16 protein-coding genes and 2 pseudogenes are annotated in these 17,325 nt (G+C 70.2%); 7 read left to right on the top strand and 11 right to left on the bottom strand.

What is annotated here, in order from left to right:
- Nucleotides 1–7: 7 nt before the first annotated feature.
- Together L2C96_RS03655 and L2C96_RS03650 are read left to right on the top strand one after the other, a co-directional pair.
- Complete coding sequence (locus tag L2C96_RS03655) at nucleotides 8–892, top strand: LLM class flavin-dependent oxidoreductase (RefSeq protein ID WP_020419088.1); 885 nt, start codon at nucleotides 8–10, stop codon at nucleotides 890–892.
- A gap of 8 nt (nucleotides 893–900) precedes the next feature.
- Nucleotides 901–1,986 (top strand): LLM class flavin-dependent oxidoreductase, encoded by a 1,086-nt coding sequence (locus tag L2C96_RS03650; protein ID WP_020419089.1) that lies wholly within the window; start codon nucleotides 901–903, stop codon nucleotides 1,984–1,986.
- Nucleotides 1,987–1,999: 13 nt separating this feature from the next.
- Here the strand turns inward: L2C96_RS03650 and L2C96_RS03645 are convergent, their stop codons facing one another.
- From L2C96_RS03645 to L2C96_RS03610, 8 genes and pseudogenes are all read right to left on the bottom strand, one after another.
- Nucleotides 2,000–3,433: an ATP-binding protein gene (locus L2C96_RS03645; RefSeq protein ID WP_020419090.1), complete on the bottom strand. Its 1,434-nt coding sequence runs from the start codon at nucleotides 3,431–3,433 to the stop codon at nucleotides 2,000–2,002.
- Entirely contained in the window at nucleotides 3,433–4,041 is a 609-nt protein-coding gene (locus L2C96_RS03640) for a pyridoxamine 5'-phosphate oxidase family protein (protein WP_237335100.1), read from the bottom strand. The genes L2C96_RS03645 and L2C96_RS03640 overlap by 1 nt, the downstream gene beginning before the upstream one ends.
- Nucleotides 4,042–4,135: 94 nt before the next feature.
- The gene (locus tag L2C96_RS03635; RefSeq protein ID WP_020419092.1) at nucleotides 4,136–4,339 is read right to left on the bottom strand and encodes a tautomerase family protein; all 204 of its coding nucleotides are present in this window, start codon (nucleotides 4,337–4,339) and stop codon (nucleotides 4,136–4,138) included.
- Nucleotides 4,340–4,362: 23 nt separating this feature from the next.
- Entirely contained in the window at nucleotides 4,363–5,124 is a 762-nt protein-coding gene (locus L2C96_RS03630) for a 2-keto-4-pentenoate hydratase (RefSeq protein ID WP_020419093.1), read from the bottom strand.
- Complete coding sequence (locus L2C96_RS03625) at nucleotides 5,121–5,900, bottom strand: 2-keto-4-pentenoate hydratase (RefSeq protein ID WP_020419094.1); 780 nt, start codon at nucleotides 5,898–5,900, stop codon at nucleotides 5,121–5,123. The genes L2C96_RS03630 and L2C96_RS03625 overlap by 4 nt, the downstream gene beginning before the upstream one ends.
- Complete coding sequence (locus L2C96_RS03620; RefSeq protein ID WP_237335099.1) at nucleotides 5,897–7,327, bottom strand: aldehyde dehydrogenase; 1,431 nt, start codon at nucleotides 7,325–7,327, stop codon at nucleotides 5,897–5,899. The genes L2C96_RS03625 and L2C96_RS03620 overlap by 4 nt, the downstream gene beginning before the upstream one ends.
- Before the next feature lie 23 nt (nucleotides 7,328–7,350).
- Nucleotides 7,351–8,283, bottom strand: a pseudogene (dmpG, locus tag L2C96_RS03615) (4-hydroxy-2-oxovalerate aldolase); the annotation flags it as partial.
- 63 nt (nucleotides 8,284–8,346) lie between these two features.
- A pseudogene (locus L2C96_RS03610) lies at nucleotides 8,347–8,942 on the bottom strand (acetylating acetaldehyde dehydrogenase); the annotation flags it as partial.
- 137 nt (nucleotides 8,943–9,079) lie between these two features.
- Here L2C96_RS03610 and L2C96_RS03605 point away from each other — a divergent pair.
- Nucleotides 9,080–10,150 carry a DODA-type extradiol aromatic ring-opening family dioxygenase gene (locus L2C96_RS03605; RefSeq protein WP_020419096.1) on the top strand — a complete coding sequence of 357 codons (1,071 nt, stop codon included), beginning with the start codon at nucleotides 9,080–9,082 and terminating at the stop codon, nucleotides 10,148–10,150.
- Nucleotides 10,147–10,821: a class II aldolase/adducin family protein gene (locus L2C96_RS03600; RefSeq protein WP_237335098.1), complete on the top strand. Its 675-nt coding sequence runs from the start codon at nucleotides 10,147–10,149 to the stop codon at nucleotides 10,819–10,821. Before L2C96_RS03605 ends, L2C96_RS03600 begins: the two co-directional genes overlap by 4 nt.
- Here the strand turns inward: L2C96_RS03600 and L2C96_RS03595 are convergent.
- The 3 genes from L2C96_RS03595 to L2C96_RS03585 are packed head-to-tail and all read right to left on the bottom strand — an operon-like array spanning nucleotide 10,784 to nucleotide 14,909.
- On the bottom strand, nucleotides 10,784–13,231 hold the full coding sequence (locus L2C96_RS03595; RefSeq protein ID WP_237335097.1) for an excinuclease ABC subunit UvrA: 2,448 nt from the start codon (nucleotides 13,229–13,231) through the stop codon (nucleotides 10,784–10,786). The two genes, L2C96_RS03600 and L2C96_RS03595, sit on opposite strands and share 38 nt — an antisense overlap.
- A gap of 11 nt (nucleotides 13,232–13,242) precedes the next feature.
- On the bottom strand, nucleotides 13,243–14,088 hold the full coding sequence (locus L2C96_RS03590; protein ID WP_020419099.1) for an NmrA/HSCARG family protein: 846 nt from the start codon (nucleotides 14,086–14,088) through the stop codon (nucleotides 13,243–13,245).
- A complete protein-coding gene (locus tag L2C96_RS03585; RefSeq protein WP_027936037.1) occupies nucleotides 14,085–14,909 on the bottom strand; it encodes an alpha/beta fold hydrolase in 825 nt (274 codons plus the stop codon). Before L2C96_RS03585 ends, L2C96_RS03590 begins: the two co-directional genes overlap by 4 nt.
- A 268-nt stretch (nucleotides 14,910–15,177) precedes the next feature.
- Here L2C96_RS03585 and L2C96_RS03580 point away from each other — a divergent pair, with 268 nt between their 5' ends.
- The 3 genes from L2C96_RS03580 to L2C96_RS03570 are packed head-to-tail and all read left to right on the top strand — an operon-like array spanning nucleotide 15,178 to nucleotide 17,064.
- On the top strand, nucleotides 15,178–15,897 hold the full coding sequence (locus L2C96_RS03580; RefSeq protein WP_237335096.1) for a thiamine pyrophosphate-dependent enzyme: 720 nt from the start codon (nucleotides 15,178–15,180) through the stop codon (nucleotides 15,895–15,897).
- Nucleotides 15,894–16,685, top strand: a complete 792-nt coding sequence (locus L2C96_RS03575; RefSeq protein ID WP_237335095.1) for an SDR family NAD(P)-dependent oxidoreductase — start codon at nucleotides 15,894–15,896, stop codon at nucleotides 16,683–16,685. Before L2C96_RS03580 ends, L2C96_RS03575 begins: the two co-directional genes overlap by 4 nt.
- A 52-nt stretch (nucleotides 16,686–16,737) precedes the next feature.
- Nucleotides 16,738–17,064 (top strand): alpha/beta fold hydrolase, encoded by a 327-nt coding sequence (locus L2C96_RS03570; RefSeq protein ID WP_237335094.1) that lies wholly within the window; start codon nucleotides 16,738–16,740, stop codon nucleotides 17,062–17,064.
- The last annotated feature ends 261 nt before the right edge of the window (nucleotides 17,065–17,325 follow it).

Raw genomic sequence — 17,325 nt, 5'->3', positions numbered from 1 at the left:
GCAGATCATGGCCCTTCCCGTCCTGTTCGGAGCCAACGTCGACCCGGTGTGGCGGCAACCGGACGCACCACTGCGCCAGGCGCGAGCGGCCGAACGGCTCGGGCTCGATCTGGTGACGGTGCAGGATCACCCGTACCAGTCCGCCTTCTACGACACCTGGACGCTGGTCACCTACCTGGTGGCGAGCACCGAGCGCGTCACGCTGGTCCCCACCGTGTCCTCACTGCCGTTGCGCCCGCCCGCAGTGCTGGCGAAGTCGGCCGCGAGCCTCGACCTGCTGTCCGGCGGGCGGATTCAGCTCGGACTCGGCGCCGGTGCCTTCTGGGAGGCGATCGAGGCGATGGGCGGTCCGCGGCGCGACCGGAAGGAAGCGGTCGACGCCCTGGCCGAGGCCGTGACCGTGGTCCGCGCGATGTGGAGCGGGGAACGCAGCGTGCGCACCACCGGCCGGTACTACGCCCTGTCCGGCGTGCACCCGGGGCCGCGGCCGGGTCGCGGCCTCGGCCTGTGGCTCGGCGCGTACGGGCCGCGGACGCTGGCACTGACCGGTGCCCGCGCCGACGGCTGGCTCCCGTCGCACGCCTACCTCGGGCTCGACCGCCTCGGCGACGCTGTCCGCCGGATCGACGACGCGGCCGCCGGAGCCGGCCGGGACCCGGCGGGCATCCGCAAGGTTTACAACGTTTCCGGGGTCATCGGCGGCGCCGATCGCGGCGCGTTCCACGGCCCACTGTCCCGGTGGCGCGACGACGTCGTCACGAGCATCACCGAGCACGGCATGAACGGCATCGTCTTCTGGCCCGGCGACGACCACGAACGCCAGCTGGAGATCTTCGCCGAGGAACTCGTCCCCCTCGTGCGCGAAGACCTCGCCACGGCACAGGCGGAATAGGAGTCACCATGCAGTTCGGCATCTTCACGATCGGCGATCTCGCGCGGAATCCCGCGACGGGAGTCGCGCCGACCGAAACCGAGCGCATCAAATCGATGATCCGCATCGCGGTCAAAGCCGAGGAGGTCGGCCTCGACGTCGTCGCGACAGGGGAGCACCACAACCCACCGTTCGTGCCCTCGTCACCGACCACGCTGCTGGGCTTCGTCGCCGCGCGCACGAGCCGGATCCTGTTGTCGACCTCGACGACGCTGATCACCACGAACGACCCGGTGAAGATCGCCGAGGACTACGCGACGCTGCAGCACCTGGCTGACGGCCGCGTCGACCTCATGCTGGGCCGTGGCAACACGGGGCCGGTGTACCCGTGGTTCGGCAAGGACATCCGCGACGGAATCGCCCTGGCGGTCGAGAACTACGCCCTGCTGCGGCGATTGTGGCGCGAGGACGTCGTCGACTGGACGGGAAAGTTCCGCACCCCGCTGCGGGGGTTCACCTCCACGCCGCGGCCGTTGGACGGTGTACCGCCGTTCGTCTGGCACGGGTCGATCCGCAGCCCGGAGATCGCCGAGCAGGCCGCTTACTACGGCGACGGCTTCTTCCACAACAACATCTTCTGGCCGGTCGACCACACGCGCCGCATGGTCTCGTTCTACCGCGAACGGTTCGAGCACCACGGTCACGGCCCGGCGGACACGGCGATCGTCGGCCTCGGCGGGCAGGTGTTCCTCCGCGCGAACTCCCAGGACGCCATCCGGGAGTTCCGGCCGTTCTTCGACCACTCGCCGGTCTACGGCGGCGGCCCGTCGCTCGAGGAAACGATGGACCAGACCCCGTTGTCGGTCGGCAGCCCCCAGCAGGTCATCGACCGCACGATGCGCTTCCGCGAGGACTTCGGCGACTACCAGCGGCAGTTGTTCAACGTGGACGGCATGGGGCTGCCGCTGAAGACCGCGCTGGACCAGCTCGAGATCCTCGGCAGTGAAGTGGTTCCGGTGCTGCGTAAGGAGATGGAGTCGTTGCGGCCGTCGCACGTGCCGGACGCGCCGACCCACGCGTCGCTGAAGGCCGCCGCCGAGCGGGCAGGGGAGTAGCCGGCGACGCGCGTCACCTCGGTGGTTGCCGCTCCGCGGTGGGCATCAGCACCTGGAATCTCGTGTCGCCGGGTTCGGACTCGACCCTCAGGTCGCCGTGATGGCGCTCCACCACAATGCGCCAGGCGGTGTCCAAGCCCAGCCCGTCGCCCTCACCGACGGGCCTCGTGGTGAAGAACGGTTCGAAGACCCGCCGCCGGTTCTCGGAGGGGATGCCGTGGCCGGTGTCGCGGATCTCGACACACACCTGATCGGAGACCAAAGTGGTGCGAAGGGTCAGCGTGCCGGCACCATCCATCGCCGCGACGGCGTTGTCGATGAGGTTCGTCCACACCTGGTTCAGCTCGGCGGGGTAGGCCGGGATGCGCGGCAGCCGGCGGTCGTAGAGTTCGGTCACCCGGATTCGCGGACCGATCTTGGTGTGGAGCAGGGCCAACGTGGCCCGCAGCCCATCGTGGACGTCGATCCACGCGTAGGGCGTCCGGTCCAGGTGGGTGTACTCCTGGGTGGCTCCCACGAGAGCCGACATGCGGCTGATCGACTCCTGGATCTCGCTGAGGAGCAGCTCGGACTCCAACGCGTGAGCCAGCCAACGCAGGGCGTCGCTCGCGAACGAGGGGCCGGCCGAGTGCGTGACCTCGGCCAAGTCGGCCGTGGTCACGCCCGCGCCGGCGAAGATGGAGGGTGCCTCCCACACTTGCTCCAGCGCGTGGGTCTCCAGCCAGCCGTCGATCTCGTCCTCTCGGTCGGTCCGTTGGAGCGCGGTCGAAGAAGGAACAGACGACAACCGGTTGACCAGCCGGTCTCGCTGCCGCAGCAACTCCCGGAGTGCGCGTGGACCAACACCGTCCTCGATGAGCTGCACGAACGCGACCTGCGTGGCGGTGGCCTGCCGGCGCAAGGCCGCGGTGGCGCGCTCGGCGGCCGCTGCCGGGTTGTTCAGCTCATGGGTCAAGCCTGCCGACAACTGCCCGAGGGCCAGCAGCTGACGTCTGCGGCCGACGATCGCGTCCGTGGTGAGCCAGTTCGCGTACGAGCCTTCCAGCAGGTGCGCGGACATCGGGAACCAGCTGCGGAACTGCGCGGCGAGTTCATCGGCCGGCAGGGTCAGCAGGACCAGGTCGCTCAGCGCGTGAACTGACGTCGGGTACGTCTGGTGTTCTTCGAGGTGGAAAAACCGGATCGCGCCGCAGTAGGCCCCACGTTGGCCAGAGCGTTTGAGCTCCACTTCGCCGCCGGCGTCCTGCTTGGTCATCCGGAGGGTGCCGGAAAGCAGCACGTGGAACGAAGCCGCGGGGTCGCCTTCGCGGACGACTTCGGTGCCGGCCGGCCACTGCGTCAGCGACGCGTGTCCGAGCAGCCAGTCGAGCTGGGCATCGGACAGGCTGCTGAACAGGAACAGCTCCCTGAGCGAGGACCGGGTCAGGTCCCAGGTTCCGGTGGCCATCACCGGGGACGGCGATCGTCGGGGTGGTGGCCGGCCGCGTTGAGGATCGGCGCGAGTTCCGCTTCGGTCCAGCGCGGGGTGATGTGCTGGGGACAGTTCCAGTCATAGCCGCGCACCCTGACGGTGATGATGCGCTCCACGTGGGCCCGGTAGCCCGGAAGGGCGACCTTTTCCAGCAGCGACGCGGCCTCTTCGGTCCGGGCGTCGTGAGAGCGGGCCTCTCCCAGTATCTTGAGGCGTTGCTGGTGGGGGTAGTCCATGAGGAACAGCGACACCTTGGCCGAGGCGCCGAGATTCCCCACGGACACGTACTGGCGATTGCCCCGGAAGTCGGCCCAGGCGAGCAGGCTCGCGCCGTCTTCCACGCCGAGCACCTTGAGGAAGCCGGGCGGTCCACCGCGGTGCTGGACGTACGGCCAGCCGGTTTCGCCGACGGTGCCGAGGTAGAAGCTGTCCCGCTCGGCGATGAAGCCGATCTCGTCCTCGCCGAGGACACCGTCGGTGTGCCAGCCGCTGGTCATCCGCTGGATGGCGGAGTAGCTGCCGTACTGCTTTTGTGCGGCTTCGACGGCCGGCGTTGTCAGTGTGCTGAGGTACCGGTGCGGCATGGTGCCCTCCCAAGGTCGGTTCGGTCGCGTGCCGGACCCATGGTGGTCGGAACTGCCACCGGCAGCGCCCGTCGAATGACCGTGACGGTGACGGTCACCTGGCACCGGTGTCGCGAAGGTGCGCCATCGAGTCGCCCGCGATGAACCAGTGCTCCGGTTTGCACTCGGTGAGCACCACGCGAATCGATTGCCGCTTCGCGCCGATGGCTTGCTCGGCGGCGATGGTGAGTGCTTCGCCCAGCGCGCGGAGTTGCTCGGGGGAACGCCCTTCGACGAGCGTGACCTGGATGAGTGGCATGGTGTGTGCCTTTCGTCGGTGGGTCAGCGGCAAGCAAGCTCGACCGAGCCCAACCGGTCGATCGAGGCGACGACGACGTCTTTCGGAGCCACCGGGACGGCGGCGGTCAGTCCGCCGGACAGCACGATCTCACCCGCGCGCAGTCCTTCGCCTTCCGTCCACAACCGGCGCACCAGCCACGCCACCGCGGCGGCCGGATGGCCGAGCACGGCCGCGCCAGACGCGGTGGCCGCGACCTTCCCGTTCTTCTCCAGCAGCACGCCGACCAGACGGAGGTCGATGCCGGACGGATCCACGGGCGGGCCGACCACGTATCGGCCGGCGGAGGTGTTGTCGGCGACGACGTCCGGCATCGTGAATTCGTAGTCGGTGTAACGGGAGTCGAGCACCTCGATCCCCACAGCGACGCCGCGGGACGCGGCGAGGACGTCCGCGGCGGTGACGTGCGGCCCGGCGAGTTCACGGCCCAGGAGGAAGACGATCTCCGGCTCGCACCGGGGCTGGATCAGCGGCGCGGTGTCCAAAGGCTCGCCGAGGTCGACGGCATCCGCTGCGGCGAGATATCCGTGGACGGGGGAGGAGACGCCCACCTGAGCCTGCTTTGCCCGGGACGTCACACCCAGTTTGCGGCCGGCCAGGGGGCCGGCGGCCGCGCGCAGTTCGCGCTGTACGCGGTAAGCGGTCTCGAGGTCGAGTTCCGGGGATTCAGCGGACAGCCTGGGGATCGCGATGCGGTCGGCGACCGCTTTCGCCAGCTGCTCAGCCCACTTGCCGACGTTGTTCATCCGCTCACCCGCACGGTCACCGGTCCCAGGCGGTCGAAGTCGGCGCGGAAGACGTCCCCCGGGGCCATGGGGACGGCCGCGTGCAGCGCGCCGGTCATGATCAGGTGCCCGGGTTCGAGGGCTACTCCGTCGGCACCCAGGACGTTGGCGAGCCAGGCGACGACAGCCACCGGATCACCCAAGGCGGCCGCACCGGCGCCGGTGTCGATCACCACGCCGTTGCGGGTCAATGTCATGCCCACGAGCCGGGTGTCGAACCCATCGATCGGGACGATCCGGCTCGACGTCGCCACGGCGCCGTTGGACGCCAGGTCGGCGACGGTGTCGGCGAGCCGGACGCGCCAGTCTTCGATGCGGGAGTCGACGATCTCCATCCCGGCCACCGCCCCGGCGACCGCCGCCCGCGCTTCCGTGATGGTGACTCCCGGGCCTTCCAGGCGATCACCGAGCACGAACACGATTTCGGCTTCGAGCTTGGGAGCGATGAACCGGCTGAGCGGGATTTCGTCGCCGTCGCGGTAGACGGTGGACACCAGCACCGGCCCGTAGTCCGGTGAATCGACGCCGATCATCTTCTGCATCGGCTCGGACGTCAGCCCGACCTTGTGGCCGACGATGCGGTCGCCGTCGGCGAGCAGCAGGTCGATCAGTTCACGTTGTACCGCGTAGCCGTCGGCCATCCCGAGACCCGGCTCGTCGTCGGTGAACGGGGGGATCGGGGTCCGGGTGCTGCGGGCGTCGTAGAGCGCGCGGGCCTTGTCCCGCGTGTCCTTCACCGTTCGTCCCGGATGGCCATGACCACGGCCTTGGGCTCGGTGAAGAACTCGCGGCTGAAGTTGCCGCCTTCCCGGCCCCAGCCGGAGTCGCCCACGCCGCCGAACGGCGCCCGCAGGTCACGGACGAAGAAGCAGTTCGTCCACACCGTGCCCGCGCGCAGGGCCGCGGAGACCCGGTGGGCGCGGGACAGGTTCTCGGTGAACACCATGGCGTTGAGGCCGAACGGCGAGTCGTTCGCCGCCCGGACGGCCTCGGCTTCGGTGTCGAACGGCGTGATCGTCACGACGGGCCCGAAGACCTCTTGACACTGCAGCGGCGAATCGGCGGGGACCTCGGACACGATCGTCGGCCGGATGACCCATCCGTCGCCGCGCCCGCCGGTGAGCACCTTGCCGCCGGGATCGTCGAGGTAGCCGGACACCTTGCGCCAATGCGTCTCCGACGCCAACGGGCCGACCTGCGTGGCCGGGTCCCGCGGGTCGCCGATCACCAAGGCCTCGGCGGCAGCGACGAAGCGGGCCGTGAACTCCTCGAGCACCGGACGCTCGACGAAGAGGCGTGAACCCGCGAGGCAGACCTGCCCGGCGTTGGTGAAGATCGCCTTGATCGACCAGTCGACGGCGTTGTCCAGGTCGGCGTCGGCGAAGACCAGGTTGGCGCCCTTACCGCCGAGTTCGAGGCTCACCGGCGTCAGGTTGCGCGCGGCGGCGGCGGTGATGATCCGGCCGGTGCCGGATTCGCCGGTGAAGGTGATCCGGTCGACCCGCGGATCGGTGGTAAGTGCTTCCCCGGCGGACGCGGGTCCGTAGCCGTGCACCACGTTGAACACGCCGGGCGGGAACCCGGCCTCGATCGCCAGGCGGGCCAGGATCGTCGCGCTGGCCGGTGAGTCCTCGGCCGGCTTGAGCACAACGGTATTGCCCCAGGCCAGAGCCGGTGCGACCTTCCACGTCTCCAGCATCAGGGGGAAGTTCCAGGGAGCGATCGCGGCGACGACCCCGGCCGGCTCGAAGCGGGCGTAGGCGTGGTGCCCGGTGTCCGAGGGATAGGCCTCGGAGGTCGCGAGCCGGGCGTGGTCGGCGAAGAAACGGAAGTTCCGCGCCGCACGGGGGACGTCCTTGTCCCGGGCGTCGGCGACCGGTTTGCCCATGTCGCGGGAGTCGGCGAGCGCCAGCTCGTCGGCGTGCTCCTCGACGAGGTCTGCGAGCCGGTGCAGCAGCGCACCGCGTTCGGCGTATCCCAGGCGCGGCCACGGTCCTTCGTCGAACGCGCGCCGGGCGGCGGCGACCGCGAGGCCGGCTTCGGCTGGTCCGCCAAGGGCCAGGTCGGCCCACGGTTCGCGCGTCCACGGGTCGATCGAGTCGAATCGCGAGCCGTCGAGCGAGTCCTGCTCCCGGCCGTCGATGATGTGCCCGAACGAAGTCATCGCCGCTCACCCGCCAATTCGATCGTACTGTCGATGATCATGTCTTCCTGGCCGCCGACCAGGCCCAGCTCGCCGCCCCGCCGGAGGATGTCGGGAGCGGGCACCTTGTACCGCTCGGCGGCTGTTTCGGCGTGCAGCAGGAACGACGAGCGCACCCCGGCCCAGCCCCGCACGACCGCGTTGCGGTCCAGCTTCGGCCAGCGGGTCAGGTACGGGCGCACGACGTCCTCGGCCGCGTCCAGCAGGGCCCCCACGTCGAGCCCGGTGTCGATCCGAGCCGGTCGAACACCGCGGCGAGCACTTCGGTCGGGCTGTTGCCTGCCCCGGACCCCCAGTGCGCACAGCGATCCGTCGATGTACCGGACGCCGGCCTCGTGCGCGATGACGGAGTCGGCCACGCCGAAGGACAGGTTCTGGTGGTCGTGGTAGCCGACCCAAGCCTCGTCGCCGACTTCCGCGACGAGAGCCTCGAACCGGGCCCGGGCTTCGTGCATGAGCAAGGCGCCCGCCGAGTCGGTGCAGTACGGTGCCTGGCGGCCGGCGTCGACCATGATCCGCGCTTGCTTCGCCAGGTCTTCCGGCCAGACGCGATGGGCCATCATGAGGAACCCCGCGATCTCCCTCCCGAGGTCACGGGCGGCGGTGAAGTGCTGTGGCGAGACATCGGCCTCGGTGGCGTGGGTGGCGACCCGGACCAGGTCGGCGACGTGGTCGCGCGCCCGCTTGAGGTCGTCGACCGTCCCGCTTCCCGGAACCAGCAGTACCGCGATCTTCGCTTGCTTCGCTTCGTCGCGAGCGGCGGCGATCAGGCGCATTTCGTCGGTGCGGGAGAAGCCGTAGTTGAACGACGAGCCCCCGAGTCCGTCGCCGTGGGTGACCTCGATGACCTCGACGCCGGCGCGGTCGAGGGCCCGGACCGTGTCGCGGACCTGCGTCTCGGTGAACCGGTGCGTCATGGCGTGCGAGCCGTCGCGCAGGGTGGTGTCGACGATCCGCACGGCGTGCGGCAGTTCGGGCTCGTGGACCGAAGCCGTGATCGCCGCCCGGTCGGCGTCGGCACCGATCATGCAGAACACCGTGTCGCGCTTGATCATCGGCGGCTCGACCGGGTTGAGATGATGATCGCCTTGCCGCGGCCGGCGCCGCGCGACGCGACCGACGCGATGATCTCGGCGTAGGGCACCGGGGTGATCCGGGAGACCGCGTGCACCACGGGGATCGTGGCCTGCCCACCGCAGGTGATCATCGAGACGTTGGGTGCATCGAGGTGCGCGTGCAGGTTGACCGGCGGGCACACCATCGGCCCGAGGTGGGCCGGGGTGAGGTCGACGGCCTGGATCCCGGCCTCCGCGTAGCGCGGGGCGTTCGCGATGTGGGCCTTCGCGGAGGTCGCCTCGAACACGAGATCCGGCAGCGGGTCCTGCCGCAGCAGCCAATCCACGCCCTCCGCAGACGCTCCGACGCCTTTCGCGCGGGCCCGCGCCAGGCCGTCGGACTCCACCACGCCGACCACGTAACGGACATCGATCACCTGGCTTCGCTGCAGTTTGGCCAGCAGATCGGTCCCGATGTTCCCCGGCCCCACGATCGCTGCCGTCACCTTCGTTCGGCTCATACGACCCAGGTTCGTGGCCGCGGGCGCAAAGCCGAAGCGGACCGTTTCTCTCATCGAAACGGCAACCGTTGACGCTCCGGCGAAGCCGGTATTCACTGCGCTTCTTCTCGACGGACACGACGATTGCGAGGAACACCGTGGGCGAAATTCTCGGGATCGGGGTGACGCACTACCCGCCACTGTCCGGGGTGGACGAGGACATGGCGTGGCTGCTGCGGAAGAACCTCCAGGATCCGCTCGTGCCCGAGCACGCGAAAGATCCGGCCTCGTGGCCGGAACGGATGCGGCAGGAGTGGGGTTCCGACGAGGGCCGGGCCGCGGCGACCCGGCACCGGGAACGGCTGGTGTCCGCCCTCGACCACTGCCGCTCGGAGATCGACGCCTTCGAGCCGGACGTCGTCCTGATCTGGGGCGACGACCAATACGAGAACTTCCGCGAGGACATCATCCCGCCGTACGCGGTCCTGGCCTATCCCGACCTGACGATCAAGCCGTGGGCGACCATGGCGCACTCGTCGGGCATGGACGACAAGCCGAACGTGTGGAACGAGGGTCCGGACACGGTGCTGGAGGTGAAGGGCGCTCCGGATATCGCGAGGGGCTTGGCGAAGGACCTCCTGGAGCAGGGGATCGACGTCTCGTACGCGTACCGGCCTCTCCATCAGGAAGGGTTCGCCCACGCCTTCCTCAACACCTTGCTTTACCTCGACTACCACCGCCGCGGGTTCCCCTATCCGGTCATCGCGTTCCCGCTGAACTGCTACGGATCGCTCGTCGTGGCGAACAAGGGGTTCGCGGTGTCCCTCGGCGAGACGCCCGCGCAGCTGGATCCGCCGTCGCCGCCGCCGTGGCGGTTCATGGAGGTGGGCCGGGCCGTGGCGCGGGCGTTCGCCGCCACCGACCTTCGGGTCGTCCTCGTCGCGTCCTCCAGCTGGAGCCACGCCTTCAACACCGACAAGACGTGGCGACTCCAGCCCGACGTCGCCGCCGACCGCGTGCTGTACGACGCGATGACCAAGGGCGACTACGACGTCTGGCGCACCCGGACGACGACGGAGATCGAGGACAGCGGCCAGCAGGAGCTGCTCAACTGGTACACATTGGCCGGGGCCATGGAGGAACTCGGCCGTCCGAAGCCGGACTGGAGCGTGTTCGAGGAGTCCTACGTCTTCAACTCGTCCAAGGTGTTCGCGGTCTACCGGCCGTGAAACCGGACCTGCAGCGCATGCTCCGGACCGCGGCCAGGGCGCTGTCCAGGGCGGGACTCGTCACGGCGTACGGGCACTGCTCGTTCCGGCGCGACGAGTCCACTTTCCTCGTCACGCCGGCCGTCCCACTGGGACAGATCGGGCGACGACCCGGCATCGTCGTCGCGGTGACCGGCGAGCTGCCCCGCGATGTTCCGGGTGAGGTCCGGCTGCACCAGGCGATCTACCGGCGCCGAGCCGACGTCGGTGGTATCGCGCGAGTGCTACCCGTCGCGGTGCGGGCGCTGTCGGCGCTCGGGTGCACCGCGCGTCCGCTCGACGGTACCGGGGCGTACTTCGCTCCGGGACCGCCGTTGTGGCCCGATCCCCGGCTGGTCCGGACGGAGATGGCCGCGGAGTCGGTGGCGGAAGCGCTGGGGAACGCGCCGGCGATCGTGCTTCGCGGCAACGGTGCGGTCGTCGTGGGTGAGTCATTGCCGCGGGCTGTGGTTCTCGCGCAGTTCCTCGAGACCGCGAGCGAACTGGATCTGGCCGTGCGGTCCACCGGTGCCGGCGCCGTCGAATTCAGCGCGGACGAAGCCACAGCCCGTGCGGTGTGGACCGGCGGGATCGAGGAGCGCATGTGGTGCTACCTCACTCGCGACGACCCCGAAGCCCGACGCGTTCGGTGAGGTACGGGCCGGTGACGCTGGCGGGGTCGGCGGCGACTTGGTCCGGCGTCCCCTGGGCGACGATGCGGCCACCGCCGGGGCCGCCGACGGGGCCCAGGTCGAGCACGTGGTCGGCCGCGGCGATCAGGTCGAGGTCGTGGTCGATGACGACGACAGTGGCCCCGGCGTCCAGGAGGCGGTCGAACACCGCCACCAGGGCGCGGATGTCGGCCGGATGCAGTCCGGTCGAGGGCTCGTCGAGCACATACAGCACGTTCCGCTGGCTGCTGCGCAGGCGCGCGGCGATGCGCAGGCGCTGGGACTCCCCGCCGGACAGGGCCGGCGTCGGCTCACCGAGCCGCAGGTACCCCAGCCCGACCTCGGCCACGGGCCGCAGCGGCCGGACAATGGTGGGCACGTCGGCGTAGCGTTCCAGGGCTTCGTCGACCGTCAGCTCGAGAACGTCCGCGATCGTGAGACCGTCCACACGCGACTCGAGCGTCTTCTCACCGAACCGCGCGCCGTGGCAGGTCGGGCACTCCACCGTGATGTCGGGCAGGTACTGCACGTCCAGGTCGATCGAACCGAGGCCCTTGCAGGTCGGGCACTGCCCCTCCTTCGTGTTGAAGGAGAACTGCCCGGCGGCCTGTCCGGTCGCGGCCGCGAAGCGGGCTCGGATCGCGTCGAAGGCACCGGTGTAGGTGCCCGGAGTGGACCGGGCGTTGAGGCCGATCGGCGTCGCGTCGATCTCCACGACGCCGCGTAGCGGTCCCAGCTCCAGCCGGGCGACGTGGCCGGGCAGCGGCGTGCCGGCCAACTGTGCCCGCGCAGCGGGGACCAGGCTTTCCAGCACCAGGGCGGTCTTGCCCGTGCCGGACGGGCCGGCGATCGCGGTGAGCCGGTTGAGCGGGAACGTGGCCGTCACCCCGGACAGATTGTGGAGGCTGCTGACGGTGATGGTGGCCGGTTCGCCGGCGCGCGGTCGTGGCGCGCGCTCGACCGTTTCGCGGCCCGTCAGGAACGGGCCGATGATCGACCGCTCGTCGGCTTCGATCTCGGCCGGGGTGCCCTCGGCGACGACCGTGCCGCCCTGCCGCCCGGCACCAGGGCCAAGCTCGATGATCCAGTCGGCGGTGCGGATCACGTCGAGGTCGTGCTCGACCAGCACCACCGAGTTGCCGTTGCGCACCAGGGCGTCGATGGCCTTGCGCAGCCCCGCGACATTGCTCGGGTGGAGCCCGACGGACGGCTCGTCCAGGACGTACAGCATGCCGGTCGTGCTCGCGTGGACAGTCGAGGTGAGCTCGATGCGCTGCCGCTCGCCGGTGGACAACGTCGATCCGGCCCGGTCCAGGTTCAGGTAGCCGAGGCCGAGCTCCAGCAGCGGGGTGAGCGCACCGGTGAGCTCACCGACCAGCCCGGTGGTCAGCCGGGTCAGCTCGGCCGGCATCAGCGCGGGCAGGCCGCCGGCGAACGCGGCGAGGTGGTCGAGGTCCTGAGCACTGAGTTCGGCGAGGTCGCGGCCGTCCAGGTGGCTGGTCAGGGCCTCGGACCGCAGCCGGGAGCCGTGGCAGACCGGGCAGGTGTGCGTGACGAGGAACTTGCTCTTCTCCGAGCGGCGGGCGGCGGTGATGGCGTTGTCGTAGGTGACCTCCAGGGTCACCTGCCTGCCGTTGCGGCCCGAGACGACGACCTGCTGCCGCACCGGCTCGCCGTGCATGACGAAATCCTTCTCCCGGGCGGTGAGCTCGCGGTACGGCACGTCCAGCCGCACTCCCAGCTCACCGGCGGCGTACCGGCTCAGCCGCCGCCCGCCGACGTTCCACGACAGCACCGCGCCCTCGTCGATCGTCTTGCCTGGGTCCGGCACCAGCGCCGTGGGGTCGACCTCGGTGCGCACGCCCGTCCCGTCGCAGCCCGGGCAGGCACCGACGGAGTTGAACGCGAACGACTCCGCGCCCGGGTGCTCAAACCGCACCCCGCACACCGGGCACACGATCTCCATCCCCTGCGTGGCGACCGCCGGTGGCACATCGTGGCCGTTGGGACAGCGGTGGGTCCCCAGGCGCGACATGATCAACCGCAGGACGTTGAGGACCTCGCTCATCGTCCCGACCGTGCTGCGCGGTCCGGGGACCGGTGGCCGCTGCCGCAACGCGAGCGCCGGTGGCAAGTGGTCGATGCGGTCGGCGTCCGGCCGCTGGGCCTGGCCGATCCGCCGCCTGCTGTAGGTGGACAGGCCCTCGAGGAACCGGTGCAGCCCTTCGGCGTACAGCGTCCCCATCGCGAGCGACGTCTTCCCCGACCCCGACACCCCGGCCACCGCCACGGTCCGCCACAGCGGCACGTCGACGTCGAGGTCGCGCAGCGAGTTGTGCCGCACGCCGCGGACCTCGATCGCGCGGGGGAGGTGATGCGGCCGGGGTGTCATCACGGGCTCCTTCACGGGTTGGCGCCGGACAGGAAGGCGGGGAAGGACCGGATCCCGGGCCGCAGCGCCGAGGTGGTGGCGAAGTCGGCCTGGTACCCCGGCGTGGTCGCGAGCCAGGTGTACATCGCCTGCCGGTCCGCGTCGGCGACCGCGTCGATCGGCGTCGGCTCGAACCGGGTGGGGCGGCCCGAAGCCTCGGCGAAGGCCGCCGCCATCTGCTCCGGCGTCAGCTCGTCGCCGGCGATCTCCAGCTGACCGCCCGGGATGGCGTCGGGGTCGAGGACCGCCCGGGCGGCGATCGCGCCGATGTCGTCGGAGGCGATCATCTGGACCGGCACCCCTGGCGCGAAGGCGTACCGGAAGACCTGCCCGTCCGCCTCGGCGGTGACGACACCGGCACGCATCAGGTTTTCCATGAAGAAGACCGGCCGGATCACGGTCAGCGGCACGCCGGTCGAGCGCAGCCGCTGTTCGATCGCCCACTTGCTCTCGAAGTGGGGGATCCCGGTCGCCCGGTCCGCGCCGCCGACGGAGCTGTAGACCACGGACGGCACTTTCGCGGCGACGACGGCGTCCGCGATGGCCGATCCCTGCCGGACTTCCGAATCCGCCCCGTCGGCGTTGTACGTCGTCATCGCGAAGACCGCGGCTGTGTCCTGGAAAGCGGCCACCAGCGAGCCCGCGTCCGCCAGGTCGGCGCGGACGGTGTCCGCGCCGGCCTCCCGCAGCCGGTGCGCGCTCGCGCTGTCGGGGTCGCGGACCAGCGCGAGGACGTGTGCGCCGTGCTCGAGAAGGTGGCGGGCCACGGCGCCGCCTTGGCGGCCGGTGGCGCCGAGCACCGCGATCGGGCTGCTCATGACCGGATGAAGTCGAGCAGGTCGGCGTTGATGGTGTCGGCCTCGGTGGCGGGCATGCCGTGCGGGAATCCCGGGTAGGTCCTGAGGGTGCCGTTGCGCAGCAGCCCGGCCGAGAGCGGGCCCGAGTCCGCGTAGGGGACGATCTGGTCGTCGTCGCCGTGCATGACGAGGGTCGGGACGGTGATCTTCTTCAGGTCTTCGGTGAAGTCGGTCTGGGAGAAGGCGACGATCCCGTCGTAGTGGGCCTTCGCGCCGCCTTCCATGCCCTGGCGCCACCAGTTGCGGATCAGACCCTGGGAGGGTTCGGCGCCGGGGCGGTTGAAGCCGTAGAACGGGCCGGAGGCCAGGTCGAGGTAGAACTGGGCCCGGTTGGCGGCCAGCTGGGCCTGCAGGTCGTCGAAGACGCTCTTGGGCAGGCCGCCGGGGTTGGCGTCGGTCTGCACCATCAGCGGCGGCACGGCCGCGATCAGGACGGCTTTGGAGACGCGGGATTCGCCGTGGCGGGCGAGGTAGCGCACGACCTCGCCGCCGCCGGTGGAGTGGCCGACGTGAATGGCGTCGTGCAGGTCGAGGTGGCTGGTCAGCGCGGCCAGGTCGTCGGCGTAGTGGTCCATGTCGTGCCCGTCGGCGACCTGCGCGGAGCGGCCGTGCCCGCGCCGGTCGTGGGCGATGACCCGGTAGCCGTGGGCCAGGAAGAACAGCAGCTGGGTGTCCCAATCGTCCGCCGAGAGAGGCCAGCCGTGACTGAACACGATCGGCTGACCGGTACCCCAGTCCTTGTAGAAAATCTCCACGCCATCAGCAGTCGTGATCGTCGGCATGATGCACTCTCCATTCCTAGCGGCGAAGCCTTCGCCTCGCCATCCGAAGGTGTCACTATCTTGGGCCCGGCTCCGCCCGGCAGGGCCCGTCAGATGACTGGTCCCCCGACGGTCGGCCAGGTCCTCCTGGCCGTCGGATATCACCTGCGCCGGTCCACGGCATGGGTCTGATGCACGTCGCAATCAGGTGCTCCGTGTTGAGGCATTTGATCGACGAAGCCGCGTCGGCGAGGACGAGAGCGGGAACGGGCCGCGCGGCATCGCGCTCATGGGCAGTGCGCTGACCATGACCGTGGCCATCAGACCACGGCGAAGCACCGCCCGCAGGCGGAGGTGGCGTGCCGGCACCGCGACCGAGTCCGGCCGCCTGCACCCGTACCATGCGGCGCGCGAAGTGATGGCCGCGCTGCCGCCCCGGACCGTCGGTGTGTTCGACGGTGGCGAAGTCCCGGCGTGGGCCGGATACCACTTCGCCGCCGAGGAGCCGAACAGCGTCTTGCGCCTGGGCTACCCGGGATGTCTCGGCGTGGGCCAGGGGTTCGCCATCGGGGCCCACCGCGCCGACCCCGACCGCCCGGTCCTGCTGTTCACCGGCGACGGCTCGGCGGCTTTCCACCTGTCCGAGTTCGACACCATGGTGCGGCACGGAATCCCGGTGGTCACCGTGGTGTTCACCAACGCGGTCTGGGGCATGTCGATCCACGGGCAGCAAGCCGTGTTCGGCCAGTCCGGGGTGGTGGTTTCCGAACTCGCCGACAGCGCCTACGAACAGGTCGCGATCGCGTTCGGTGCTTACGGGGAACGGATCGAGCGGCTCGAGGACATCGGTCCGGCGGTCGCGCGCGCGTTCGCTTCCGGGCGGCCGGTCTGCCTCAACATCGCCGTCGCCGCCGAGCCGGTGCACCCGACGACCACGGCGATGGTGGGTGATGTCACGGCGACCGACCTGATCGTCGTCCCCTACTACGAGAACATTCCGATCGGATGAGCAGCATGAACCCCAGCAGCACAACGGATCCGCGGGTGGTGGTCGTCATCGGCGGCGCGTCCGGGATCGGGCTGGCGACCGCCGAGCGGTTCGCCCGTGATGGCGCGACTGTCGTGGTCGCCGACCTCGACGGCGACCTCGCGACGACCCGCGCCCGCGAACTGGGTGGCCGCAGCTGGGCCCACCAGGTGCGGATCACCGACGACGACGCGGTCGACACGATGTTCGACCTGGTGGGATCCCGCTCGGGCCGTGTAGACGCGGTGGTCAACTGTGCGGGAACGAGTGCCGTCGCGCCCCTGACCGGCTTCGACGCGGACGACTGGCGGCGGGTCGTCGACGTCTGCCTGACCGGTGCGTTCCTGGTGATCAAACACACGGCCCGCCGCATGGATGAGTATGGGTCGATCGTCACGATCGCCTCCCTGAACGCGACCCAGCCGGCCGCGGGCATGGCGGCCTACTGCGCCGCCAAGGCCGGGGTGGTGATGCTGACCCAGGTCGCGGCGCTGGAACTGGGGCCGCAGAAGATCCGGGTCAACGCGGTCTCTCCGGGGCTGGTGGATACTCCGCTGGTCGCCCCGTTGCTGAGGGTCCCCGGATTGGCTGAGGAGTTCACGGACAACACGCCGCTCGGCCGGAGCGGGATCCCGGAGGACGTCGCCAACGCGGTCCACTTCCTGTCCACACGGGACTCGTGGATCACCGGGGAGACGCTGACCCTGGACGGTGATGCGCACACGCGCCGGTACCCGGACGTGCTCGCCAAGCTGACAGCCGGCCGGTGAGGTGAGAGAGGTCGTCTTCTGTGGATTTCCCGAGCAGGAGAGTACCGTCGGCTTGATCACCCTCAACGTGATCGACGTCGGCACGGGGCCCGCGGTGCTGTTGCTGCACGGCTTTCCGGACCGCGCCACGATGTGGCGTCACCAGATCGAGGCGCTCAGTGCCGTCGGTTACCGGGTGATCGCCCCCGATCTGCGGGGTTTCGGTGAAAGTGATCGCCCGGACGGTGTGGACGCCTACGCGTTGGAGCACATTCTCGGTGACGTCACCGGTCTCCTGGACGTGCTGGACGTCTGGTGTGCCGCCGTGGCCGCACACGATTGGGGTGCCTTGGTGGCCTGGGCCCTGGCGGGCGTGCGAGGACTGGAGGTGGTTCCGTGACTGGGCCTACGACGGCGCGTCGCGGACGGATGACCCCGGCCTCGACTGTCAGCTGACCGATCTGGCCCGGCCCGGCGCCCTCACCGCCGGCCTGAACTGGTACCGCGCCAACGTCCCCGCGGACACGTTCGCCCTGTGGGACCGGCACGCCGACCTGCCGCCCATGACCTGCCGGGTGCTGGGTGTCTGGGGCGATCGGGAGATGGCGCTGACCGAACGGCAGATGACCGACTCGGTCCGCTACCTAACGGGTCCTTGGCG

It is taken from the genome of Amycolatopsis tucumanensis, assembly GCF_021654135.1.
Lineage (GTDB): Bacteria > Actinomycetota > Actinomycetes > Mycobacteriales > Pseudonocardiaceae > Amycolatopsis_E > Amycolatopsis_E tucumanensis.
Note: the sequence above shows the minus strand (reverse complement) of the source record. Positions and strands in the feature narration are given on the sequence as shown.

Coding starts and splice junctions, on each gene's coding strand:
- L2C96_RS03630 (WP_020419093.1), bottom strand. CDS start 5,124: ATGAACAACGTCGGCAAGTGGGCTGAGCAGCTGGCGAAAGCGGTCGCC.
- L2C96_RS03585 (WP_027936037.1), bottom strand. CDS start 14,909: ATGCCGACGATCACGACTGCTGATGGCGTGGAGATTTTCTACAAGGAC.
- L2C96_RS03575 (WP_237335095.1), top strand. CDS start 15,894: ATGAGCAGCATGAACCCCAGCAGCACAACGGATCCGCGGGTGGTGGTC.
- L2C96_RS03645 (WP_020419090.1), bottom strand. CDS start 3,433: ATGGCCACCGGAACCTGGGACCTGACCCGGTCCTCGCTCAGGGAGCTG.
- L2C96_RS03635 (WP_020419092.1), bottom strand. CDS start 4,339: ATGCCACTCATCCAGGTCACGCTCGTCGAAGGGCGTTCCCCCGAGCAA.
- L2C96_RS03590 (WP_020419099.1), bottom strand. CDS start 14,088: ATGAGCAGCCCGATCGCGGTGCTCGGCGCCACCGGCCGCCAAGGCGGC.
- L2C96_RS03640 (WP_237335100.1), bottom strand. CDS start 4,041: ATGCCGCACCGGTACCTCAGCACACTGACAACGCCGGCCGTCGAAGCC.
- L2C96_RS03595 (WP_237335097.1), bottom strand. CDS start 13,231: ATGACACCCCGGCCGCATCACCTCCCCCGCGCGATCGAGGTCCGCGGC.
- L2C96_RS03620 (WP_237335099.1), bottom strand. CDS start 7,327: ATGACTTCGTTCGGGCACATCATCGACGGCCGGGAGCAGGACTCGCTC.
- L2C96_RS03580 (WP_237335096.1), top strand. CDS start 15,178: ATGGGCAGTGCGCTGACCATGACCGTGGCCATCAGACCACGGCGAAGC.
- L2C96_RS03650 (WP_020419089.1), top strand. CDS start 901: ATGCAGTTCGGCATCTTCACGATCGGCGATCTCGCGCGGAATCCCGCG.
- L2C96_RS03655 (WP_020419088.1), top strand. CDS start 8: ATGGCCCTTCCCGTCCTGTTCGGAGCCAACGTCGACCCGGTGTGGCGG.